Raw genomic sequence first — 24,609 nt, 5'->3', positions numbered from 1 at the left:
TTGATTACAATAAAAAAGGTCCCAAAGTTAGGCATAATCCTAGACTGAAAGGCAGATAAATGGGGCTATCAATGTTTCTTTTTTTATTATATATTTAGTGTGAAAACAATTATTGTCTAATTTTCTATCGTCTTTTATGATGGTAAATAGTTTATCTATTGAGGGGAGTTTTTATGAAATATATTTGGTCTTATATCAAACCCTTTAAGAAAGAGTTAGTATTTATCTTCCTGGGTATGTTGATGTTTTCAGTGGTTAACCTAGGTTTACCGACCATGTTAGCAATGATTATTGATAACGCCTTAATACCAGGTGATTTATCCAACCTATACTTTTTCCTAGCAATTATGCTCTTTATTTCTTGTTTAGGCATTGCTGGACAGATTTTTGGCTCTTATTTTATTAGTAAGTTGTCAACAATGATGACAATGAATTTACGTAATGATTTATTTAAAAAGATGCTTAAGCTTTCTCATCACGAGTTTCAAGACTACGGGGTACCGTCTTTAACCAACCGGATGACTTCCGATGCCTTTATTCTCATGCAGTTTACTCAAATGACTCTTAGAACCTTGGCAACAGCACCAGTGATGATCATTATTAGTATTTATATGATTACACGAACTTCGCCCGAATTAGGTTTGTATGTTTTCCCCGTGGCACCTATGATAGTGGCCATGATTATCATTATTGCTTGGTTAACCTTACCAATTTCCCGTGCCCAACAAAAAACTTTAGATAGTATTAACCGGATTCTAAGAGAAAATATTACTGGTACTCGAGTCGTTCGTGCCTTTAACCGGGAACAATTTTTCGAAGAACGTTTTGAAGAAGTCAACCATACTTACCGGCAATACTCTAGTCGTCTGTTTAAAACTATGGCCATTACGCCCTCTCTCTTTTCATTAATCATGAATATTACTATCATATTAATCGTCTGGTTTGGTGCCGGTTTTGCCGCTAGGGGGAGTGTTCAAGTAGGGACCTTAGTTGCCTTTATTGAGTACGTATGGCTAGCCCTCTTCTCCTTAACTATTTTTGCTAATATTTTCATGATGTATCCACGAGCAGTGGTTTCGGCGGGGCGACTCGATGAAGTCATGCATACACCAATAACCGTCCCTCACCCTGAAAATCCGATTATGGAGACTGATGGTAGTGGGCGCTTAGAATTCAATCACGTCGACTTTGCTTATCCGGATGCTGATGAACCCGTCCTAAGAGATATTAGTTTCTCTTCAAAAGCTGGTGAAACCATCGCCTTTATCGGTTCTACCGGCTCAGGAAAGTCAACCATTGTTAAATTAATTCCCCGTTTTTACGATGTTTCCAGTGGTGAAATTAAGCTCGATGGTATTGATATTCGTGACTTAGATTTACAAGTATTACGTTCAAAGATTGGTTATACCCCTCAAAAGGCCAATCTCTTCTCTGGTCAGATTGCCACCAACCTCCGCTATGGTAAATTTGATGCTGACGAGGAAGATATGGACCACGCGACTTCGATCGCACAGGCTAGTGAATTTATCAATCGGCTGGCGACTCGTTACCATACCGAATTGACCGAAGGCGGCACTAATTTATCTGGGGGCCAGCGCCAACGCCTATCCATTGCCCGTTCAATTATTGGGGACCGGGAAATATATATATTTGATGATAGTTTTTCCGCTCTGGATTATAAAACTGACGCTGCTGTACGCCTGGCGCTTAAGGAAGAAACGAAAGACGCGACAACAATTATTATTGCCCAACGAGTCGGCACCATCATCAATGCTGATCAAATTATCGTTTTAGACCATGGTCAAATAGCCGCAAAAGGCACCCATAAGGAACTATTAAAGTCCTCTCCGCTATATTATGAAATTGCTTCGTCACAACTTACCAAGGAGGAATTAGAATATGGAGAATAATCGTCAATTAATGAAGAGTCTCTGGCACTTTATTTCTCCCTACCGCTTTAAGTTCAGTTTAAGTGTTATTTGTACAATCGTTCTATGTCTATCAAATGTCCTTGAACCAATTGTCCTAGGCTTAGCAATTACTGAAATCTCTAAAAATGTCTTAGACATCATGAACAATGTGCCGGGAGCTGGGATTAACTATGACTACTTATTAAAGATCATGGCCCTCTACTTTCTACGGGGGATCTTCTACCATGGTTCTTTTTACCTCAGTCAATACTGGTTAACTGATGTCGTCCAGCATTCGATTTATGATTTGCGTAATGCCATTAGCCATAAAGCAAATCGCCTACCTGTTTCCTATTTCGATAAAAATCAAACGGGCGATATTCTTAGCCGTATGACTAACGATGTGGATACCTTATCCAATGCCCTCCAGCAATCAGTTCTTCCCCTATTAACCGGCGTTTTACAAATTAGTTTTGCCTTAATCAGTATGTTTATTTTGCATTGGAAGCTGGCCTTGGTTAGTGTCATCTCGATGCCTATCACTTACTTGAGTGCAAAAACTATTTTGAATTACTCCCAGCCAATCTTTAAAAAACAAGCAGATGCTTTGGGACACCTCTTTGGCTATACTCAAGAACAATTATCCGGCTACACCGAAATAAAGGTCTATAACAAAGAAAATGAGTCGGTTGATGAATTTGAAAAACGTAATCAAAATCTGCAAGAAGTTGGCTTTAAAGCCGCATTCTTAGCTGAAATCCTCCAACCCATCCTAAGCTTTATTTCTAATTTAGCCTATATTGTAATCACGGGGCTCGGTGCTTATTTCGTCTTTATCCAACAATTAACCATTGGTAACTTACAAGCCTTTGTCCAATATGTCTGGCAAATTAACCAACCCATCCAAACCATCACCCAACTTATCGGGGTGATTCAAAGTGCCGTAGCGGCCAGTCAGCGGATCTTCACTTTCCTTGGTGAAGAAGAAGTTTACCAAAAACCAGTGGCTGAACATCTCCCTCTAACCATTAAGGGACAAATCAGCTTTGACCATGTGAAATTTGCCTATGATGAGGATAATATCTTAATGCACGATGTCTCCTTTACCGTAGAACCCGGTCAAACAGTTGCCATTGTTGGTCCCACTGGAGCAGGTAAAACCACCCTGATTAACCTACTCATGCGCTTCTACGATGTCCTGGACGGGTCAATTAATATTGATGGCATTAATATCAAGGACATCAGCCGACACGATTTGAGAAGCCATATTGGGATGGTCCTACAAGATGCCTGGCTCTATACAGATACTATCCGTGAAAATATTCGCCTTGGTGATTTAGAAGCCAGTGATTATGAAGTGATTGATGCTGCTAAGATAGCCAATGTTGATCATTTTATCCGGACACTACCTGGCGGCTATGATATGGAAATTAACGAAGAAGGAAGTAATGTTTCCCTCGGTCAAAAACAACTCATGACCATCGCCCGAGCGATCGTATCTGATCCTGATATTCTTATTCTCGATGAGGCAACTTCCTCGGTTGATACTCGTTTAGAGCAATTAATTCAATCTGCAATGGACCGTATCATGGAGAACCGGACCAGCTTCGTCATTGCCCACCGTCTATCAACCATCCGTAATGCCGACATCATACTAGTCATGAAAAATGGTGATATTATCGAACACGGTAACCATGATAGTCTCATGGCTAAAGACGGTTTCTATGCGGATCTTTACAATAGTCAATTTAACCAAGAAAGTGCCGCAGAAATTCACATGGGCTATTAGCGAATTCATTCTTTAATAACGATGACTATAAGTTTTCTTGCTGCTAGCTTTACTAAAAACCATTAAAATATTGTATAAGAAAGAGCCTGGGACAAAAGTCCCAGGCTCATTTTTAAAACACGAACTATCTATTCAAAACGTGCTCCAAAAGTCAGCCCTGACGTCCACTTCATACAGGGTGTGAGACTTGGCACCTAGGCTTGGATGATTGGAGCAAGTCAGAATAAAAGCGAAGTATTCGCTTGTTTCTGACTTGGGAAATCACTCCAAGTCTGCCAAGTCGAACCCAACTACGAACTATGTGCAATAGTTTTGCAACTATCTACCATAGTTCGCTCCAGTTGCTATAGCTGTTCGAAGCGCAAGCGAGTTACAGATATAGTATGCGAAGCGGTTCAGGGCTCTTTTGACTTTTGTCACACTCTCCTTTCTCTTATTTAGGATCAATTTCTGCGCTCCAAGTTTCAATATCTAATTCTTTCAGATCGAGTCGATGATTAATGGTGGCTGCTGTGAGTTGGTATATTACCGATACCGTAGGGACACTGAGTAACATTCCTGGTAAGCCAAAGAAGGCACCGCCGACAGTCACGGCGACCAAAGTCCACAAACCAGGTAAACCAACGCTCCCCCCAACAACACGAGGGTAAATAATATTTCCTTCCAGTTGTTGCACAACAGTTATAAAAATGATAAATAGGATCGCTTTGGTCGGACTAGTCACAACGATTAGCAAGGCCCCAGCAACTGCTCCGAAGATCGCTCCAAAAATAGGAATCAAACCCGAAGCCCCCATTATCACTGAAATAGTTAAAGCATATGGAAAATGACAAATTAACATGCCAATATAAACCATAATTCCAAGTATAAAAGCTTCAAGAACCTGGCCACTAACAAAATTAGTGAAAACATCATTGGCTAACTTTCCCACATTGACTAAGTAATTTGCCCAAGGTAAATTACAAATGGCATAGATGACTTTCTTTACTTGTCTGGTTAAAGTTTCCTTGGCCGAAACCACAGTAATCCCAAAAACCAAAGAAATAAATAAGTTAAACAGACTATTCACCAGGCCAATACCGATGGTAAAAGTTTGTGAAAGCAAATTGGTAGCTAAGGATTGCACGAAGGCGATGGCTCTTTGGGCTAAATTATTTAAATTGATATCCAACTGTTGGATATAAGTCACTAATTCAGGATGACGGTCAATAAAACGCATGACCTTCGAGATGACTTGACTGATTGTCGTAGGAACAATAGAAATAAATGAAGTGATCGTATCTTCAAAATCAGGTAGGACTAAGAAGATTAAAAAGTATATCAATAAGACGATAAGAATCAAGGAAAGGACAATGGCTAAGCCACGCAAAGTTTTTCGATGTCTTTTAAAATAATCGATTCTTTTTAAGTATTTTTCAATATAATTTACCGGAATCGATAGAATAAAGGCAATTGCTGCCCCAACTAAAAATGGACTAATTACATTTTGAATCTGGCCCATAAAATTACTGATAATATTTAAATTATTCATTATCCAAAGGGCCGCCAAAAGAATGGCTATTCCACTAAAAACTTTTATCCAATTCTTTTCAAAATTCATTTTTCATTTCTCCTAATAGCGTCGCATTCTAATTGAATCAATATAGTGATTTTCAATTTTGTGAATCACTATGTCTGCCCGATCTCGAGTGGGTAAAATATAGTCCTCCAGGTTAACTAAATTAATGTTTTCCCAAGTCCGTTTAGCTGAACGTAAAGCATCATCTAATGACATCTTACTATAACGTTGGTTGTAGTGAGCGGGATCTCTCTGGGCATTTTCACGAAGTAAAATAAAACGTTCCATATACCATTTTTCAATGAGTTCAGTATCGGCATCAACATAAATAGATAGATCGGCATATTCCCCAATAAAAAACTGGTCTGATCCAACGAATTGTAAAACATTGATCCCCTCAACAATGAGAATATGGGGCGATTTAATTTCTCGATAGGCATTAATCCGGTCATAACTCTCATGAGAATACAAGGGCACTTTGAGCCGCTGCTTGTTACTCTTGACAGCCATGAAAAACTTCTTTAATTCATGCATATCATAGCTTTCCGGAAAGCCCTTACGGTGCATTAAATCCCAATGTTCTAATTGCTCATTAGGATATAAAAAACCATCGGTAGTAATTAATTCAACATCTAGATAGGGAAAAAATTGCGATAAAAAGAGTTGCAATAAACGCGCTGTAGTACTTTTACCAACGGCAACACTTCCCGATATCCCAATAATAAAAGGCGGTATTTTATCATTGATCCCTAAAAATTGATTGCGTTCGCTAATCAACCTTTGATAATTTTTAAAGTATATACTAATTAATTGTGTGAGAGGCTGATAAATATCATTAGCATCTTCTAAAGTCAGATGGTCATTAAAAGCAAGCAAAGCCTCTAATTGCTTTTCGGTTAATTTCACATTAATATCAGATGTAATTTCGTCACGATAAGCATGCCAATCGTCACGATCAATAATATGATACATATTATTGAAAGCCATTCCCTAAACCCCTTACTAGTCTTTTCTATTCCAAGTTATTTCAACACTTGCATGAATATTGTCATCAAAGGATACTATCTTATGCTTAGTCAATAACTGCTTATCGCCGTCTTGATTGATTTCTGATTTTAACCAGCCGCGATCCCCCTCATAAAGCTCGTGCTTATAGATAATGGTCAAATCTTTCACCTGCCAGCTCTCTATCAATTCTTGACCTACTTGCCTAAATATCCAATCCAGATAGACTAAATTGTTGACATGCTTGTTCTGGTCAATCGCCTGGTGATCAACTAAGAATTCACTCAGCAAATCGGCATCTCCTGTTGGTGAAAATTTAATTTTATTCAATCGGATGCGCTTGCTAACATCAATTCCTAGCTTAGCATCTAAGGAATGCGTATCCACCCGTTCAATTTGACGACTGACAAAATCAATCAAAGTATATACCATGGTACACTTGGCTATAAGGGCTCCTTCTTGATCAACTAAAGTAAAGTTTCTTTTTACAAAGAAGGCGTTAGCCCCTGCCAACTCAGTGGTCACAGTGACAGATTCATTGTATTTGGCTAGACGGTTAATCCTTAACTGATTTTCAACGATTACCCAGATATAACGCGAGTCCAGCGACCAAAGTCCGGCCTGCTTTAGGGCTTGATCGTGGTCAGCAGAAAGGGCTAAAAAGAGAGCAATGAGGCTCTTAATCTGAATACGACCTTCTTGATCACATTGACCCTGACTGATAATAATATCTTTTTGATAAGACGCTGCCATTGAACCCCTTCTTCACAAAATTGTACTTGAACATTTAGAATATATCGACTTTCATTATAGCATTTAACACTCCTATAAATAAATAATAAAATAAGAAAAGCTTTAATAAACTCAAGCATTTGGAAGGCCAAGCCTATGACTAGTCAAGTATTCTCTTTTCATCTATAATGAAGCTAGTTTAAAAGATACAGGGGAGTGAAAATATGCAAATTCGAATTAGTGATCAGGCATTAAATTTTTTCAAAGAAGAAATGGATTTAGGTCCCGGGGATGCTGTCCGCTTCACCAGTAAAGTTTATGGAAAAACCAACATTCATGAAGGTGTATCGGTAATGGTTCAAGTCAGTCAACCGCAGAAAATACTGGTAAGTGAAACAATCGATGGCATCACCTTCTTTGCTGAAGAAGATGATGCTTGGTTTTACAATGATCACTCTCTAGAAGTCGACTACGATGAAGAAGAAGAAAAATTATTATTTACTTTTGTTGATGACTAATTAAAAGGGGTAATCAAATTATGGATAATCTAAAAAAATTATTTTTAGCTGCTGTCGGTGGAACCAGCCTAACCCTAGAGAAGGCTCAAGAAATGATCAAACAGGCTATTGATAAGGGACAAATAACCGTCCAAGAAGGTAAAGAAATGACTGAAGACTTAAAACGTAGCTTTACCGACCGAACTCATAAACAATCCCTTTCAGAACAAATCGAATCCTTGCAAGTACAAGTGGATAACTTATCTGACCAAGTGAACCAGTTATCAGAAAAATTAAATGAGATCTAAAATAACGTTTTCTGAACGCTTATCTACTAGGTAAGCGTTTTTTCATAAGGCTGGCTCGCCATAGAAAAAAATTGATTAATCAGAATTCAAGGATAAATATTTGGCTTAGGCGTCACTCAAGAGTAAATTAACTCATTGAGGACTTTTTTTCTTTTACTAGAACAAGACTGGGCCGAGTAATTATTGATACCCATCTTTTTTAGGAAGTGATCACATGGCAAGTAGTACACATCGCTTAAGTGAAATTATTCAAGTTTTAGCTAACTTTGGTTTTGGAGAAGTTTACCAGCGTAGTTTTAAAAAACTGGATATCCAGGAAAGTGCCAAAAATTTAAGACAGGCTTTTGAAGCCTTGGGGCCTTCTTTTATTAAAATCGGTCAAATACTCTCCACTCGAAATGACCTCCTCTCTGAGCCTTACATCTTGGAATTGCAAAAGCTCCAACACTCTGCCCCTCCCTTTCCCTATCAAGAGGCCGAGCAAATTATTAGAGAAGAATTGGGAGAAAATCCTGAACAGTGCTTCGCTGCTTTTGATAAAAAAGCCCTGGCTACTGGATCTATTGCCCAAATCCACCGGGCCCAATTACAAAGTGGGCAAGAAGTCGTGGTTAAAATCCAACGCCCCCAGATCAAAGAACAATTAATCTCTGATATTGATTTATTTATTCATGTCATCAATAAAATTCCTACTATTTTCACCAATATTATCTCTGACCCCGTGGCTATTCTCCAGGAAATTCGTCAGCAAAGTCTCTTAGAAATGGATTTCTTAAATGAAGCGAATAACATGCGGCGTTTTCAAAACAATCATGAAAAGCGTTCCCTAATCTGCGTGCCTACTTATTATGAGGAGTTAACCACTCATAAAGTATTAGTAATGGATTATATTGAGGGGGATTCTATTGGCAATGTTACAAAACTAAAAGAATTGGGCTATGACTTGAATAATATCGCCGAAAAGCTGGTCTATTCTTTTCTTTACCAAGTATTTGAGGATGGTTTTTACCATGCTGACCCCCATCCTGGAAACATTCTCATTAGCCAAGAAAAAATTTATTTTATTGATCTAGGCATGATGGGATCACTCTCCTCTTCTGATCAAAAGTTATTAATTAATTTATTAGAGGCCCTGGCTTTTAAGGATATTGATGAATTAGTCCGCCTCCTCCAAATCATTTGTAAAGGGCCGCGGATTACTGACCAATATAGCCTGTATAAGGATGTTCAGTGGTTATTTGATCGCTACCTTACCACCGGCTTGGAGGCTATCGATATCGGCGAAATCTTCCAAGAAGTGATGAAAACAGCTTTGAAATATAAGCTAACCTTTCCCACCAAATTCGTCCAGCTAAGTAAAACCGTGATTATCCTTGAAGGCATCTGCGAATCCTTGAATCCTGAATTTGACTTTATGTCCATTTTTATGGATTTTACCTTCCACCACTCCTTATTAGAACAAAGTCGTTTACTAAACAAGGATCACTTGCTCCGGGAATCAACTCGTTTATTGCGATCGGGTATTTCTCTCCCCCAGCAAGCTAATCAGGCCCTCTCGGAATTCATTAAGGGCCGTACGACAATAAATATTTCTATGCGAGAAATTAAAAAGTTAACCAAAGAACTTAATCAGATCATTAATCGGATTGTTACAGCCCTCATTCTGTCAGCGATAATCATCTCATCTGGCTTTATTGTTTCCCAAAACAATAGCCACTATGCTGGCAATATTGCCCTACTATTCTTTGTCATGGGAGTAGTCCTTGGGCTCTATCTGCTCTATTCCTTTGTTCGTTCAAGAAAAAAATAATAGGTAATATTAAACCAGGAGAATGGAGCTTTTGGCTCATCCCCTGGTTTTCCTCATTTATTCTTTTAACATGTCTAGTCAATCGATAAAAAATTAGTCTCACGCTCTTCGCATGAGGATTAATCTTTCATGTCTTCGACATCTTGAAAGTCTTTATCCTTCTTCCCGCGTCTTAGGCGTTTTCTAAAGTGCGTTTTCATTAGTTTATTAAGACTTTCAAGGGAAATTTCTTCGCCCTTAGCCTCCGATTCTGCAATAATGGTTAATACTTCAATATAGGACATAGCTAAGGCAGTCGTCACCATAGCAGCAGTCGAACCCGAGATAAGACCCCCTAAGGCAGATCCTAAACCTGGAATAAACTTCACCAAATTTGATGCAATGGTTCGACCGATATAAGTCGCCCCACCAGTCCCGATCACTGCCCCTAGGATACTAATGACTTGCTTACTTTGCATAGAGATGCCGAAAATAGCTGTTATCCTAGCTAGCATAGTAATTTGAATTGGCACGAGCAAAGTGGCGTCAGAGAAAGGGATCGGGGAAAAACCGACTCCAAAAGTCATGGCTACTGACTTTTTTGCCCAACGGCGAGCAGCCTTGGCCTTCCGTTTAATATCAATCCGTTGAGCATTGGTAAAAGCGGGATGAACGTTTTCTGGAATAACTAAGAAAGTTAAATTAAGTAAGTCTTCCAAGCCGAAAGCTTCAATAGTGACTTGGTCATTAATTCTGTAATCGGCTGCCATGACTGGAATGACACCCTGGATAGGTAAATTAAGACTTTCAATATAAGCCTTCATGGTATCACCCGCTTCACCAATTGATTGGGTCAAAACGACAATAACTGGCATATGGTCAGCGAGCTGCTCAATCAAGTCAATTTCCATTTCTTCAATCCGTTGAGAATTCGCATTGATACAGTAATAAGCTGCGTGCAAATGACTGCCCTCTTTAGTGAGATCAGCTTGTAAAGCATTAATTTCTTCTTTAATTTGCTTTTGCACTTCTTTTGAAAGCTCTAGTCCCCGACTATCATATAAATTGATGGGCATGTCTTCTTTACTAAGCTTTTGAATATGTTGGGTGATGGGTTTTCCTACCCCCGTTTTAGCCAGTTCTTCTCGAAAGATATTATTAATTAAAGTACTTTTACCCACACCAGTTTTTCCAACGACGAGAATTTCAATTTTTTCCATTTCATTAATAGTATCGCCGGCCTGGTTAAGTAAATCGTCTGCGAGTGAAAAATCAAAGTTTTTAGGATTAAATGCCATTCTGCTACCTCCTCAGTTCCCTACAATTATAGCAGAAGACGTTATTAAAGATAAATTAGGACGACTTTAACTCAAGCTTGCAAGACAAACTCCAGATTTTCTTCCTCCAACACCGATTAAGGACTTGTGTTATTATATAATTATAAAGTGAGCTTAATGGAAAGTAGGATGACCATGGAAAAACAACAAAACCTCTTGTTTTCAAATCCCCAGATATTGAATTCGCGGTCCTATCAAGTAACAAGTCAAATTTTTAGTGCGATTAGCCATGGCATCGGCTTACTGTTAGCCTTAATTGGTACGGGACTTTTAATTAGCAAAGCTTTCCAATTTCAAGAGCTTAACCGGCTAATGGCTTACACAATTTATGGCTTGTCGATGATTAACTTATATTTCTTCTCAACCATGTACCATGCTCTCTATTTCACCAAGGTAGCCCCAGTCTTCCGCTTTTTCGATCATTGTAGCATCTATTTCTTAATTGCTGGATCCTACACCCCCTTCTGTTTAATTGCTTTAAACAACTCCCTAGGATGGCTAATTTTCTTCATCGAGTGGTTGATTGTAGTCTTAGGCCTTTATTGTGAAATTTATAAGCGGCAATGGTTAAAAAAATACTCAACCTACATTTACCTAAGTATGGGATGGCTAGCTGTTTTTATTGTTTACCCAATCATCCAGTCGGTATCTCTGGCTGGCCTTCTCTGGCTTTTAGCCGGAGGACTTTTTTATTCGCTAGGAACTTCCTTCTATCGCTTCGATCATAAATATGTCTATTTCCATACAATTTGGCATCTATTCGTTCTATTAGGGACCGCCTGCCAATTTATATCGATTTATTTTTATGTTTAACTCGACTAATTAAGCTGGAACATGCTAGGACAACTTTATTTAGGCAAAGCTCTGTCATTATGCTAAAATAGAACAAGCGATATTGATTCAATTCCAATAAACAAGCTAATAAATACTAGAAAAGGAGAATTTTATGATATTTAAGGTGACTTATCAAGAAAAAGCTAACGAAGCACCTGTTCGTGAAAAAACTCAAGCACTCTATATCGAGTCCGATAGCATTATCGATGTACGCCAACAATTACGAGAAAATACCCCTTATCTCGTTGAACACATCCAAGCATTAGATGAAGCCCATCTGGCCTATGAACAAAAAAGCCCAGATTTTCATCTTACGGAGTTTGATAAATAATGAGTTTTGAAGTAAAAGATAATGAAGTTTATGTCTTTGCCATTGGTGGTCTTGGCGAAATTGGGAAAAATATGTACGTAGTCCAATACCAAGACGAAATCATTATTATGGATAATGGGGTTAAATTTCCTGACGATGAATTACTTGGCATCGATTATGTAATTTCAGACTATAGCTACCTCATTGAGAATAAAGATAAGGTAAAAGGAATCTTTGTATCCCATGGCCACGAAGACCATATTGGTGGAATTCCATGGTTATTAAAACAAGTGAATTTTCCTATTTATGCTGATCAATTAGCACTGGCTTTAATTCGAGGTAAATTAGAAGAACATGGTTTATTAGGTGACGCGATTTTACATGAAATCGATGACGAATCTGTCATTAATTTTGATAAAACATCCGTTTCATTCTTCACAGTAAACCACTCAATTCCTGGCGCCAAGGGAATTTTAGTTAAGACTCCCGTTGGAGCAGTTGCTTTCACAGGAGACTATAAATTCGATTTTACTCCAATTGGTAAGCATGCAGACTTGCACAAAATGGCTCGTATCGGTGATGAGGGGCTCTTACTCTTATTAGCCGATTCAACCAACTCTGAAGTTCCTGGTTGGACCATGTCTGAGCACTATGTGTCCAATTCATTAAAAGATATTATGACGCCAATCGAAGGCAGAATCATTTTTGCTTCCTTTGCTTCTAATATCTCCAGGTTAAGTGAAGCCATAGAAATAGCAGTCAACACTGGCAGAAAAATCGCTGTTTTTGGGCGCTCAATGGAGAACGCCTTCCGCAATGCCCAAGAAATTGGCTATTTTAATATTCCAGAAGGTACCTTCATTGAATCAAAAGAAATTAACGACTATCCGGATAACGAGATCATGATTATGTGTACAGGGTCTCAAGGGGAACCACTAGCTGCCCTAAGTCGGATTGCTAATGGCACCCACCGTCAAGTGACCTTACACCCAACAGATACCGTCGTATTTTCTTCTTCCCCAATACCTGGTAACTTATCCAGTGTCAATAACCTGATTAATAAGTTACTAGAATCTGGAGCTGAAGTGGTTCACGGTAAGATTAATAACGTCCACACCTCTGGACACGCTAGTCAAGAACAGCAAAAGCTATTACTTCGCTTGATGAAACCAAAATTCTTTATGCCTGTTCATGGGGAGTACCGCATGCTTTGTGTTCATGGTGAAACCGCCCAAGCTGTTGGTGTACCTGAAGAAAATGTCATCATCCATGATAATGGACAAGTTGCTGCCCTAACCCAAGACTCCTGGCGAGAAGCTGGTAAGGTACCTGCTGATGCTGTCTATGTTGATGGTAAGGGGATCGGTGATATCGGTAATATTGTCCTCCGTGACCGGCATAATCTTTCCGAGGATGGTATCGTTATCGTTGTCGTTACCGTCAACTTTGAAAATAACGAATTAGTTGCAGGTCCTGACATTGTCTCACGTGGATTTATTTATATGCGTGAATCTGGCGACTTAATTAAAGATGCCCAAAAGGTTGTTCAAACGACGGTTATTGGTCATCTCAACTCAGGAAAGGAAGTCAATGAGAAGATACTCCGTGATAGTATTCAAAATGCTCTCTATCCTTTCCTACACAAGCGTACCAAACGTAATCCAATGATTCTACCTGTTATCATGCCGGTTTAAGCCAATGGTCAAGTAAAAAAGGAGCAACTTCAGTGAATAATCTTTCACTGAAGTCGCTCCTTTTCTTTTAGTTTTTATTGAAAGAAAGCGTATAAATGGCTCCAAACTTCTTGGTTAAAGACGTTAAATAGCTGGTGGTCACTACTAATACCATAGCCAAGTAATAATCCAATTAAAAATAAAAGGACCATTCCTAAGAGGCAAATCAGCAACCACTTAAAAAGGTTTTGAAATCGACTAACTAAAAGCTCCTTATTCATGATCCAACCTCATCTAAGCGGCTTTCAATTTCTTCCTGACTATATTTATCAAGATCAAGCCGAATCACCTTAGCTCCCAAAGCTTGCAATTTTTTATCAAAATTAGCGTAGCCACGGTCGAGATACTCTAGTTTACTTACTTTAGTAATGCCTTCTGCCACTAAACCAGCAATAATAAGAGCTGCTGCTGCACGTAAATCAGTTGCCACAACTGCTGCCCCCTGTAAGTGGTTAGGCCCATCAATCGTCGCGGTATCACTGGTAATATTAAAAGAAACGTTCATCCGTCTTAATTCTTCTAAGTGCATAAAACGATTTTCAAAAACGGTCTCTTCTAATTTTGAGCTTCCATGGGCGATGGCTTGGGCAATGCTAAATTGAGCCTGCATATCTGTAGGGAAACCGGGATAAGGCATGGTTTTTATATTTGTGGCCTTTAATTTTTTCGGGCCAATAACCCGTATCCCTTCCATTTCTTCTTCAATTTGAACACCCATTTCCTTTAATTTAGAGATTAAAGGGAGATTATGTTCTGCTACCGCGTCTTTAACCAGGACATTGCCCCCAGTGACTGCTGCAGCCACCATAAATGTCCCAGCCTCAATACGATCATGGATAACGGCATGCTTGGTTCCATGCAAGGATTCCACGCCGCGGATCCGAATAATATCGGTACCAGCACCAGAAATCCTTGCTCCCATACGGTTGAGGAAATTAGCCAAGTCAACAATTTCAGGTTCCTTGGCAACATTTTCTAAAATGGTGTCCCCTTTGGCTAAAGTTGCCGCCATCATAATATTTTCAGTTGCTCCTACACTAGGGAAGTCCAGATAAATATCGGTCCCGACTAATTCATCACAACGAGCCTCAATATAACCATTTTCGGTCGTCACCTTAGCTCCCAGGGCCTCAAAGCCCTTAATGTGTAAGTCAATGGGCCGTGAGCCAATAGCACAACCACCTGGCATGGCCACTTTGACACAACCTAAGCGAGCTAATAAAGGTCCCATAACGACGACACTGGCGCGCATCTTACTGACAAATTCAAAAGGCGCTTCACTTTGGATAGCCCCACTAGCATCCACTGTTATCACTCCGGCTGCTTCATCGAAGTCCACTTGCGCATCAAGGTAATCTAAAACCTTATTCATCAAATAGACATCAGAAAATAAAGGGCAATTTTCAATAACACTTTTTCCTTCTTCAGCTAATAATGTCGCAGCCAAAATAGGAAGCACCGTGTTTTTGGCTCCATCGACTTGTACAGTTCCTTCTAAGCGCTGACCGCCTTTAACGACCATCGTTTCCATTTATTTAGACACCATCCATTTTCCTATGCTTTCTAACGAAACTTTTTCCTTAAATTAAAGGGTACCGAATAAGCGGTCACCAGCGTCCCCTAAACCAGGAACAATATAGCCATCTTCATTGAGCTTTTCGTCAAGAGCTGCTGTATAAATTTCCACTTCTGGATGAGCTGCTTGTAAAGCTTCTACCCCTTCAGGAGCAGCAACCATACATAAGAACTTAATATCGGCAGGCGAAACATTGCGTTTCATCAAGGCCTCAATGGCTAGAATAGCTGATCCACCTGTTGCTAACATGGGGTCTACAACAAGTACTTGACGTTCTTCAATGTCGCTAGGCATTTTAAAGAAATACTCGTGTGGTTCTAGAGTTTCTTCATCACGATACATACCAATATGGCCTACTTTAGCGGCTGGTGACAAAGATAGGATTCCGTCAACCATCCCTAAGCCAGCCCGAAGAATAGGAACAATGGCCATCTTTTTACCAGTAATCATTTTTTGAGTCGTTTTTGTAATCGGGGTTTCGACTTCAACTTCTTTTAATGGCAAGTCACGTGTCGCTTCATAACCAACAAAAACCGTGATTTCATCAACCAATTCACGAAAGTCCTTACTCCCTAAGTCTTTATCGCGTAAAATCGCTAATTTGTGTTGTACTAAGGGGTGGTTAACAATATGTAATCCTTCTTTGTTCATAAGAAACTCCTTCTTTTTAAATCTATTTCCCTACTTTACTCACTGAGCGGATATTTTTGGGTCAATTGCTTAACTTGTTCCTTAACCTTGGCAAGGGCTTGATCATCATCAAAATGTTTGACGACTTGGACAATCAATTGTGCCAGCAAGCGACAATCATCTGCTGTAAAGCCACGTGTCGTTATCGCTGGTGTTCCAATACGAATGCCACTGCATTGGGTTGGCGGCAAAGTTTCACCCGGAATGGTGTTCTTATTGACCGTGATATGGACTTGACCAAGCTTCTCTTCAACTGCTTTACCAGTTAAGTCAAAGTCATTGACTCTAAAAGCAATTAAGTGGTTATCCGTTCCACCAGACACCACATGAATACCAGCTTTAGTAAATTCGCTAGCCATGGCCTGGGCATTGATCACTACGTTTTCCATATAATCTTTAAAATCAGGATTTAAAGCCTCTTGAAAAGCGACCGCCTTAGCAGCAATAACATGGAGTAAGGGACCACCTTGGTTACCAGGAAAAATTCGGCTATTAATTTTTTTAGCGTAGTCAGGATTATTGGTTAGAATAATCGCTCCCCGGGGACCTCTCAGGGTTTTATGGGTAGTTGTAGTCACTACATCAGCATAGTTAACTGGATTTTCATGGATTCCAGCTGCTACCAAACCAGCAAAATGAGCCATATCGACCATTAAAAGGGCCCCGACTTCATCAGCTATTTGGCGAAAGGCTTTAAAGTCTAACTTTCTGGAGTAAGCAGAATATCCTGCCACAATCATTTTTGGCTTTGCCTCCAAGGCAGTTTGGCGAATAGCGGAATAATCCAGTTGTTCGCTTTCGGGATCGACACCATAGGAAACAAAATGGTAGCGACGTCCAGAGAAATTCACTGGAGAACCATGGGTCAAATGGCCGCCATCGGTCAGATTCATTCCTAAAACCGTATCTCCTGCTTTTAGGAGGGCATCATAAACGGCCATATTGGCTCCCGATCCGGAATAAGGCTGGACATTCACAAATTCAGCGTTAAATAATTCCCTAGCGCGGTCAATGGCTAATTGTTCAATCTTATCAACAACCTCACATCCGCCATAGTATCTTTTTCCTGGATAACCTTCCGCATACTTATTGGTTAAAATACTCCCTTGTGCGGCTAAAACATCCTTGGATACCCAGTTTTCACTAGCAATTAACTCGATACCATTTTCTTGGCGTTGTCTTTCTTGATCAATTAAGGTAAAAACTTCATCCATAATCTCACTTCTTTTCTTTCAATACAGATCGTATCTGTTGATACTAAGTCGATTTTACCATAGATCGTGATAGATGTTTACGATTCTATCTTTTTACTTGCAGCTTTTAGTAAACGATTACGATAGGCGGTGTTAACCTCTGTATCCGCCAATAATTCAACGTAGAGTCTTTTAATTTGATCATTATCATCAAAAGCCCGTAAACCCGCGAATAAAAGCTGGGTGGCTGTTGCTTCATTAGCCCCTAAACTAAAAGTAGGCAGGTCAGCATCTAAGTGACTTAAGATATCATCACTAGCGATCACCGCACTCTCAGGACATAACCCCTGCTTAGAATCAATAAGTTCAAGAAGCTTAGCAGGGCTGATGGCAATAACTTCTTGGTGGGGGCTATAGTGGCGATATTTCATTCCAGGTGCCTTGGGGTGTTCCTTAGAATCTTCAGCAATTTGCTGGGTGGCATCGATAATTCTTTGATTCGGTAAGGCATTCCGTAAGTCTTTCAAGGTGATCGCACCTGGTCTTAAAATAGCCAATTCTTCTGGATTACTAATATCTAACACCGTCGATTCAACCCCAATATGGGTAGGTTGACTATCTAATACTCCCGCGATTTTACCATCAAAATCATGTAAAACATGGTCAACCGTCGTTGGACTCGGTTTGCCTGATAAATTAGCAGATGGCCCCACAATCGGAAAACCTGTTTCTCTAATGACTGCTAAAGTGAAGTCGTGGTCGGGCATGCGGATACCCACTGTATTTAATCCCCCAGTAACGGTTGGACCAAAAATTCCAGCCTTAGTCGGAACAATCAAGGTCAAGGGCCCCGGCCAGAATTGATCAGTCAGTTTTTTTGCAATTGCAGCTTGAGCTTCGTTGGCTATATTGGAATAACGAAACAAATCTTTTTTATGGCATACATGAACAATCAGGGGGTTATCACTTGGACGCCCCTTAGCCTGATAAACAGAAGCAACTGCCCTTTCATTATTCGCAATCGCCCCCAAACCAAAGACTGTTTCCGTAGGGAAGGCAACCAATTGGCCTTGTTTTAAATATTCTGCTGCCTGAGCAGTCTGCCCAAATGTAAAGCGCTTGGTAATCATTTTATTTATCCTTCTTCCATTGCACATAGATTATTCGATCAATACCATTATAATCTTTAATCGATTTCACTTCAGCCTTAGGATTTGACTTTTTAAAGAGACTAATAATCTTAGCGGCTTGGTGACTTCCACATTCCATTAATAGGATACCGTCTGTCTTCATAAAGGACTGGATATTTCGGGCGAATTGCTTATAGTAGTAATAACCATCGTCTTTAGCGAAGAGAGCTAACTTCGGCTCATGTTTTAAGACGTCCTCCCCCATTTCATCAATTTCAGTCTCGCTGATATAGGGTGGATTAGAAATAATCAAATCAAATCTCCGCTGAGGAACCGCCTTCAACATATCCCCCTTGATCCACTCAATAGTAACTTGGTGAAAATAGGCATTTTCCTTAGCGACTGCTAGGGCTTCTGAAGAGATATCAACAGCTGTCAGTTTCAAATCAGGCAATTCTTTAGCTAAGGTCACCGCAATTGCCCCTGAACCTGTCCCTAGATCTAAGACATCGGCTTGCTTTTCTAACTGGCCGCTTTTCCTTAAAGTATGAACACAATCAATCAAACGCTCCGTATCAAAGCGAGGGATCAAAGTAGCTTCATTCACGCGAAAACGATAGCCATAGAACCATGCCTCCCCTAGTAAATACTGGTAAGGCATATCCTCATCGACGATTTTCTCCAACATTTCCTGGTAATCTTTCAAAGTCACTGGATCCATTTGATGTTGTTGCTTCCGATACCAAGTCGTTACATCCCAATCCATCATGCCTAATAACAGATGGTAGGCAATAGCTGGGTCCTTACTGTTTGATTCCAAAAAAGAAGAAGCCCATTGCTGAGCTTCTATAAATCGTAGTTGATTAGATGGTAGTTTCATTGAGTTCCTCTAATTTTTGCGCTTGATCAGCAAGAATTAAGGCGTCAATAATTTCATCTAATTCTCCGCCCATAATGCGATCTAATTTTTGTAAAGTTAAGTTGATACGATGGTCGGTTACCCGGTTTTGTGGATAATTATAGGTTCGAATTCTTTCAGAACGGTCCCCTGTTCCCACTAAATTCTTTCTTTTTTCGTCATATTCATCTTGCTCTTGGGATTGATAGTAATCATAAACCCGTGACCGCAAGATAAGCATAGCTTTTTCCCGATTTTGTTGTTGGGAACGTTGGTCCTGCATAGCTACTTGAATACCAGTAGGAATATGGGTCATCCGTACCGCTGAACTGGTCTTATTAACGTGTTGTCCACCAGCACCGGAAGCCCGGTAGATATCGGTTCTAATATCCTTCTCATCAATTTCAAAGTCTAAATCTTCCAATTCAGGCATAACACCAACCGTAGCTGTTGAAGTATGGACCCGGCCTTGGGATTCGGTTTTAGGCACTCGTTGCACCCGGTGAGCGCCACTTTCATATTTTAATTTTGAATAGACTTTATCCCCTGAAATTTGAAGAATGATTTCTTTAAAGCCCCCTAAATCATTGGATGAGGCGTCAGCGACTTCAACATGCCAGCCTTGGGATTCTGCATAGCGCGAATACATTTCAAAGAGGTCAGCCGCAAATAATTGGGCCTCATCCCCACCAGCTGCCCCACGAATTTCCATAATAATGTTCTTGTCATCATTAGGATCGCTAGGTAACATTAAAACCTTAATTTCTTCTTCTAAATCGTCACGCTCAGCTTTTAATTGATCGAGTTCACTTTTAGCGAGTTCTAGCATGTCCTCTTCAGAGGTTTCTTTAATCAATTCTTCAGTGTCTTCGATGCCTGAAACAACTTCCTTATAGTGCTTAAAAGTATCTACTTTAGGGCGTAGATCAGCTTCTTCCTTAGCTAGGTCTCGGAAGCGTTTATGATCATTAATCACATCTGGATCACTTAAAAGCTCAGCAAGCTCTTGATAACGAGCGATAAAAGTATCTAATTGCTCTTCTAACATTTAATCAACCTTCCCTTATTGGCATAATGATGCACGGTGAACTGCGATTTTCCCATCTTCTAATGGGGGGTGGTTATAATGTTTACGACATACTGGATAATAAGATTCATTACCACCAATTTGAATTTGTTCACCAGTATATACCGGTTTGTCATTATGAATTCGTAAGTTCATTGTTGCTTTTTTAGCACAGAACCAACAAATTGTTTTTACTTCTTCGATTTTATCAGCCAAAATTAACAAATAGTGGGAGCCTTCAAAAAGTTCATTTTGAAAATCATTTTTTAGGCCAAATGCCATCACTGGTATGTTTAACTGGTCGACCACTTTAGCCAAATCAAAAATATTCTGCTTACTTAAAAATTGTGCTTCATCAACTAAGACACAGTAGATTTTTTCCTTTTCATTTTCAGATTCAATATAGGAAAAAATATCAGTATCAGGATCGATACTATAGGCCTCACGGTCTTCCCCTATACGACTCGAAATCACGCCGATTGTGCCTGAGCGGTCATCGATCGCGCTAGTCATTACTTTGACAGGTTTACCTTGCTCTTCATAATTATGGGCAACTTTTAAGATTTCAAAAGATTTTCCACTATTCATTGCCCCGTATCGATAAAATAACTGTGCCATGGATTTTATACCTCACTATTCTCAATTATTTATAATAACTTTAGTCAAGTCAATAGTCAACAAACAGCTAAACTTTAAAAGCTAAAACGTATGGCCACTGAAGCTGTTTTCACTCATAAAAAAACTGGCAGATGCATTCATCCGCCAGTATCCAGCTAATGCGCTTTTTGATCGATGGCCAGATCAATCAATCTTTCAGCCAAATGGGGGTTATTAACTAATAGAGGGCCGTGAAAATAAGAGCCAAAGGTATTCTTATAAATAACCCCTTCCACCTGGTCTTCATCATTATTCCCATAGCCTTCAATCATCCGCCCCAAAGGCTCTACACCAGAAGCGAGATAGGTCCGACCGGCATGGTTCTCATAGCCTACATAGTCCTCATCAAAACGGTCACAATGCATTTTTGTGGTTCCAATCAGTCGTTCTGGATAGCTCTTAGTATAGAAATCAATGGCTCCAATACCGGGGTACTCTTCCCCATTAGTGGTCTGATAATAATTTCCCAAGAGTTGGTAGCCTCCACAAATTCCTAACAGCACCTTATTGGCTTCGATATAATCAAGCAAGGCAGCTTTCTTATTTTTCAAGTCACGGCTCACTACCGATTGCTCATAGTCTTGTCCGCCGCCAAAGAAGATAAAATCATAGCGGTCACTATCCAAGCAGTCATCAATAGAAATAATCTCTTTTTCTACCTGAAGTCCCTTTTCCTTGGCAAGGTACTGGAGCATAAGCAGGTTCCCATTATCGCCATAGGTATTCATTAAATTGCCATAGAGATGGCCAATTCTAAAGATCATGATTTCATCCGCTCCTTCACAAGATGTTGGTCAGCTAATTCTCGTCTAAAATCGAGCATGGCAGTATAGGTGGCTAAGACATAGACTTTTTGGCTGGGGACAGATGCAATCCATTGTAGAGCTCCCTGTGAATTAGAAAGTTCTTCTAAGCGGTCCTCATCAAAACCGGCCACTTGCATCCGAACTTTAAGGTCTTTTACCCGTATGCCCCCTACCGCCGTAGCTTTAATGTTAGGTAATTGGGCGATATTTTCAAACATGGCGTCCCAAATCCAGGAAATATCCTGACCATCAGCAGGATTATCATTGAGGAGAACGAGTAGAGAAAACTCTTCTTGGTCTAACTCCAATAAAGAAACGATTTGGTTAAAACCAACCGGGTTCTTAATGAGATTAATACGGGTATCCTTGCCATGAATGGTTAAGGCTTCTTGACGACCAAACATCCGCTTGGCTCCCTGCAAGCCCTCATGAATGGCTGTTTGACTTAGCCCTAAATAACGAGCAATTGAATAAGCCGCTAGGGCATTATATATATTATAAATTCCCGCGACTGGGATGGTAAAGGATTGACCCTCAATAGTAAATGTCGAAGTTTCTGGAGTTAACTTATCCACCTGGTCCACTGAATAAGTTAAGCTTGGTCGGTGAAACTGACAATTAGGACAGAAATAATCCCCTAAATTACTATAAGTAATCATATAATAGTGAAGGATATGCTCGCAGCGGGGACATAGGACCCCATCGGTATTATAATGGGCCATCTTATCAGTCGTTTTATCCGAATTACTAAAACCAAAGTAAGCCACATTATGATGAAAGTCCCGTGACGCAAAAATTGGCGCGTCACCATTCATCAAGAGCAAGCTTTTGGGACTCTTATTAGCCCCCTCTAAAATGTAATCGAAGGTCGTATAAATCTCCCCAAAGCGGTCCAACTGATCTCTAAATAGATTAGTTACTAAGATCACTTCCGGTTTAATGTATTCGGTAATGTGGCGAACGCTAGCCTCATCAACCTCAAGAACAGCTATTTTATCCCCCTGTTCTTTGGAATTAGCATTCAAGAAAGTGGATATAATCCCTTGTTCTAGGTTTGAGCCGGTATCATTGGTTAATACTTCATCAAACTTTTGGCGCAAAATATTAACGGTAAGAGCCGTGGTAACTGATTTACCATTGGTTCCGGTAATGATAACTACCCGGTAATTTTTGCCCAGTTCAGCTAAAATAGCCGGATCCAATTTTTTAGCAATTTTACCTGGCAAACTGGATCCGCCTTTGGTTAATTTCTTGAGTAAAATTTGCACCAAGCGGGCGCTATGCTTGGCAACTTGTGAACGCAATGTCATTAAAAGCTACTCTCCTCTTTTTACTTACATCTTCAAATTCATTTTCCTGTAGCTATCGAGTTAGCTCGCTTAGCTAGGAAATTTGCTTAACTTTTTCTTCGTCAATAAAAGGTTTAGACCAGGATCACTAATATTATTATTTATGGTCTTGGTCGACTAGGGGCTCCTTTAATTCCCGTTCTTGGATCAAATCTTCTTCATAGAGGCCCGAAACTTCTCGATACCATTCAAAGATATAGGTGAAAATCACCTTTAAAACGGCATAAACCGGAATAATAATGATAATTCCCACCACTCCAAAGAGGTCTCCACCAGCAATTAGTAGAAGCATAATGGTAATAGGATGAATATTCAAATTACTGCCTAAAATCAGTGGGGAAATAATCCGACTTTCAATGGTTTGTTCAATAGCAAATACGATCAGTACCTTGATAACCATAAAGGGATCTTGAACTAAACCAACAATCAAAGACGGTAGAATACCAAAGAAAGACCCGACATAGGGGATAACATTTAAAGCCCCTGCAACAACTGCTAAGATGGTCCCGTAATTTAAGCCGATAATGGCATAACCAATGGCAAACATCACTGCTACCGCGATTGCTACAAAGATTTGCCCTCTGACATAGGCTGAAATTTGCTGGTTCATATCCGCCAATAGACGCATCGTCTTATTACGAATCTTCACTGGAATAAAGGAAGCAAAATTATCCCTAAATTTCTCACCATCAGCAATCAAATAAAACAAGATAATTGGTGCTGTCACTAAGGCAATAATCACCCGGGTAATCACACCAAAAACAGAACCAATACTGGACAGGGTTGTATTCATGAGCTCGCGCCAATTAAAGTTAAATTGATTTAGATTAAAATTATTTAAGTATTCTGCTAAAGTCTCCTGACTTCTCTCGAACCAGCGACCAAAGATAATATTTTCAATTTCTGACTGGTACTGGGCCCAAATATTTGACCAATTACCGATTAAATGTTTGGCTTCATCAATTAAATTAGGAATGAATGAAATTAACCATAGAATGATTAAAACCAGCACTAGGAGCACAATTCCAGCTATCCAATAAGAATTCAAGCCCCTTTTCCTTAGAAAATTAATTAGGGGTGAAGACAAGTAGTAAAAGACCCCAGCAAAAATAATGGGCAAGATTATTGTTTGGATAAATTCAATAATTGGGGTAAAGACAAAAGCGATTTGGGTTAATAATAGGATAAATAAAGCGAATAAGATTAAAATGACTAATAGCGATACATAACGATTGTCTAGGACACGACTAACGATATCGGGCATTTTTAGCCAGGAAAAGCCTTGCTTAATTTGCTTTTTATCCTTATTTTTTATTTCTGTATTCTGCTTGTTTTGAGACATATAAACACCTACTTTTCCAAATGATTTTACCATACTTGTTCGCTAAATAAATTAACATAGTGTAAAATTTAATATATCAGAGATTGTAAAGGAGATTATT

23 protein-coding genes are annotated in these 24,609 nt (G+C 39.6%); 8 read left to right on the top strand and 15 right to left on the bottom strand.

Translation table 11 applies throughout. The features are described 5' to 3' along the window. The first annotated feature begins 173 nt into the window (after positions 1 to 173). The gene (locus tag AWM73_RS03745; protein WP_060778137.1) at positions 174 to 1,910 is read left to right on the top strand and encodes an ABC transporter ATP-binding protein; all 1,737 of its coding nucleotides are present in this window, start codon (positions 174 to 176) and stop codon (positions 1,908 to 1,910) included. Then, positions 1,900 to 3,699, top strand: a complete 1,800-nt coding sequence (locus AWM73_RS03740; protein WP_060778136.1) for an ABC transporter ATP-binding protein — start codon at positions 1,900 to 1,902, stop codon at positions 3,697 to 3,699. The genes AWM73_RS03745 and AWM73_RS03740 overlap by 11 nt, the downstream gene beginning before the upstream one ends. Before the next feature lie 433 nt (positions 3,700 to 4,132). On the opposite strand, the gene AWM73_RS03735 is transcribed toward AWM73_RS03740, so the two are convergent. The 3 genes from AWM73_RS03735 to AWM73_RS03725 are packed head-to-tail and all read right to left on the bottom strand — an operon-like array spanning position 4,133 to position 7,015. Next, positions 4,133 to 5,299, bottom strand: coding sequence for an AI-2E family transporter (locus tag AWM73_RS03735; RefSeq protein ID WP_060778135.1), 1,167 nt, complete (start codon positions 5,297 to 5,299; stop codon positions 4,133 to 4,135). 12 nt (positions 5,300 to 5,311) lie between these two features. After that, a complete protein-coding gene (gene coaA / locus AWM73_RS03730; RefSeq protein ID WP_060778134.1) occupies positions 5,312 to 6,244 on the bottom strand; it encodes a type I pantothenate kinase in 933 nt (310 codons plus the stop codon). A gap of 15 nt (positions 6,245 to 6,259) precedes the next feature. Further along, positions 6,260 to 7,015, bottom strand: coding sequence for an acyl-[acyl-carrier-protein] thioesterase (locus tag AWM73_RS03725; protein ID WP_060778133.1), 756 nt, complete (start codon positions 7,013 to 7,015; stop codon positions 6,260 to 6,262). Between the two features lie 203 nt (positions 7,016 to 7,218). On the opposite strand from AWM73_RS03725, the gene AWM73_RS03720 reads away from it, so the two are divergent. From AWM73_RS03720 to AWM73_RS03710, 3 genes are all read left to right on the top strand, one after another. After that, positions 7,219 to 7,512 (top strand): HesB/YadR/YfhF family protein, encoded by a 294-nt coding sequence (locus AWM73_RS03720; RefSeq protein WP_060778132.1) that lies wholly within the window; start codon positions 7,219 to 7,221, stop codon positions 7,510 to 7,512. A gap of 20 nt (positions 7,513 to 7,532) precedes the next feature. Next, the gene (locus AWM73_RS03715) at positions 7,533 to 7,799 is read left to right on the top strand and encodes an MbeD/MobD family mobilization/exclusion protein (RefSeq protein ID WP_060778131.1); all 267 of its coding nucleotides are present in this window, start codon (positions 7,533 to 7,535) and stop codon (positions 7,797 to 7,799) included. Positions 7,800 to 8,013: 214 nt separating this feature from the next. Next, complete coding sequence (locus AWM73_RS03710; RefSeq protein WP_060778130.1) at positions 8,014 to 9,609, top strand: ABC1 kinase family protein; 1,596 nt, start codon at positions 8,014 to 8,016, stop codon at positions 9,607 to 9,609. A gap of 119 nt (positions 9,610 to 9,728) precedes the next feature. On the opposite strand, the gene AWM73_RS03705 is transcribed toward AWM73_RS03710, so the two are convergent. Further along, on the bottom strand, positions 9,729 to 10,886 hold the full coding sequence (locus tag AWM73_RS03705) for a YcjF family protein (RefSeq protein WP_060778129.1): 1,158 nt from the start codon (positions 10,884 to 10,886) through the stop codon (positions 9,729 to 9,731). A gap of 174 nt (positions 10,887 to 11,060) precedes the next feature. On the opposite strand from AWM73_RS03705, the gene trhA reads away from it, so the two are divergent. The 3 genes from trhA to rnjA all read left to right on the top strand — a co-directional run bounded on the left by trhA (position 11,061) and on the right by rnjA (position 13,763). After that, a complete protein-coding gene (gene trhA / locus AWM73_RS03700; protein WP_060778128.1) occupies positions 11,061 to 11,738 on the top strand; it encodes a PAQR family membrane homeostasis protein TrhA in 678 nt (225 codons plus the stop codon). Between the two features lie 133 nt (positions 11,739 to 11,871). Continuing rightward, the gene (locus AWM73_RS03695) at positions 11,872 to 12,090 is read left to right on the top strand and encodes a DNA-dependent RNA polymerase subunit epsilon (RefSeq protein WP_060778127.1); all 219 of its coding nucleotides are present in this window, start codon (positions 11,872 to 11,874) and stop codon (positions 12,088 to 12,090) included. Beyond that, positions 12,090 to 13,763, top strand: a complete 1,674-nt coding sequence (rnjA, locus tag AWM73_RS03690) for a ribonuclease J1 (protein ID WP_060778126.1) — start codon at positions 12,090 to 12,092, stop codon at positions 13,761 to 13,763. Before AWM73_RS03695 ends, rnjA begins: the two co-directional genes overlap by 1 nt. A gap of 74 nt (positions 13,764 to 13,837) precedes the next feature. On the opposite strand, the gene AWM73_RS09180 is transcribed toward rnjA, so the two are convergent. From AWM73_RS09180 to AWM73_RS03635, 11 genes are all read right to left on the bottom strand, one after another. Next, complete coding sequence (locus AWM73_RS09180; protein WP_060778125.1) at positions 13,838 to 14,023, bottom strand: DNA-directed RNA polymerase subunit beta; 186 nt, start codon at positions 14,021 to 14,023, stop codon at positions 13,838 to 13,840. Next, positions 14,020 to 15,333, bottom strand: a complete 1,314-nt coding sequence (gene murA, locus AWM73_RS03680; RefSeq protein WP_060778124.1) for a UDP-N-acetylglucosamine 1-carboxyvinyltransferase — start codon at positions 15,331 to 15,333, stop codon at positions 14,020 to 14,022. Before murA ends, AWM73_RS09180 begins: the two co-directional genes overlap by 4 nt. Positions 15,334 to 15,387: 54 nt before the next feature. Continuing rightward, positions 15,388 to 16,029 carry a uracil phosphoribosyltransferase gene (gene upp, locus AWM73_RS03675; protein WP_060778123.1) on the bottom strand — a complete coding sequence of 214 codons (642 nt, stop codon included), beginning with the start codon at positions 16,027 to 16,029 and terminating at the stop codon, positions 15,388 to 15,390. A gap of 35 nt (positions 16,030 to 16,064) precedes the next feature. Continuing rightward, positions 16,065 to 17,282, bottom strand: coding sequence for a serine hydroxymethyltransferase (gene glyA, locus AWM73_RS03670; RefSeq protein WP_060778122.1), 1,218 nt, complete (start codon positions 17,280 to 17,282; stop codon positions 16,065 to 16,067). A 77-nt stretch (positions 17,283 to 17,359) separates the two neighbouring features. Next, positions 17,360 to 18,391: an L-threonylcarbamoyladenylate synthase gene (locus AWM73_RS03665; protein WP_060778121.1), complete on the bottom strand. Its 1,032-nt coding sequence runs from the start codon at positions 18,389 to 18,391 to the stop codon at positions 17,360 to 17,362. Position 18,392: 1 nt separating this feature from the next. Beyond that, the gene (prmC, locus tag AWM73_RS03660; protein ID WP_060778120.1) at positions 18,393 to 19,271 is read right to left on the bottom strand and encodes a peptide chain release factor N(5)-glutamine methyltransferase; all 879 of its coding nucleotides are present in this window, start codon (positions 19,269 to 19,271) and stop codon (positions 18,393 to 18,395) included. After that, positions 19,255 to 20,337, bottom strand: coding sequence for a peptide chain release factor 1 (gene prfA, locus AWM73_RS03655; protein WP_060778119.1), 1,083 nt, complete (start codon positions 20,335 to 20,337; stop codon positions 19,255 to 19,257). Before prfA ends, prmC begins: the two co-directional genes overlap by 17 nt. Positions 20,338 to 20,352: 15 nt before the next feature. Beyond that, complete coding sequence (locus AWM73_RS03650; RefSeq protein WP_060778118.1) at positions 20,353 to 20,973, bottom strand: thymidine kinase; 621 nt, start codon at positions 20,971 to 20,973, stop codon at positions 20,353 to 20,355. Positions 20,974 to 21,128: 155 nt separating this feature from the next. Next, positions 21,129 to 21,776: a type 1 glutamine amidotransferase gene (locus tag AWM73_RS03645; protein WP_060778117.1), complete on the bottom strand. Its 648-nt coding sequence runs from the start codon at positions 21,774 to 21,776 to the stop codon at positions 21,129 to 21,131. After that, positions 21,773 to 23,128, bottom strand: coding sequence for a Mur ligase family protein (locus tag AWM73_RS03640; protein WP_060778116.1), 1,356 nt, complete (start codon positions 23,126 to 23,128; stop codon positions 21,773 to 21,775). The genes AWM73_RS03645 and AWM73_RS03640 overlap by 4 nt, the downstream gene beginning before the upstream one ends. A gap of 136 nt (positions 23,129 to 23,264) precedes the next feature. Then, positions 23,265 to 24,509 carry an AI-2E family transporter gene (locus tag AWM73_RS03635; RefSeq protein ID WP_060778115.1) on the bottom strand — a complete coding sequence of 415 codons (1,245 nt, stop codon included), beginning with the start codon at positions 24,507 to 24,509 and terminating at the stop codon, positions 23,265 to 23,267. Positions 24,510 to 24,609: the final 100 nt, after the last annotated feature.

Source organism: Aerococcus urinae, assembly GCF_001543175.1.
In the GTDB taxonomy this organism is placed as follows: Bacteria; Bacillota; Bacilli; order Lactobacillales; family Aerococcaceae; genus Aerococcus; species Aerococcus urinae.
The sequence above is the reverse complement of the archived record's forward strand: the minus strand, read 5'-3'. Positions and strand labels throughout refer to the sequence as shown.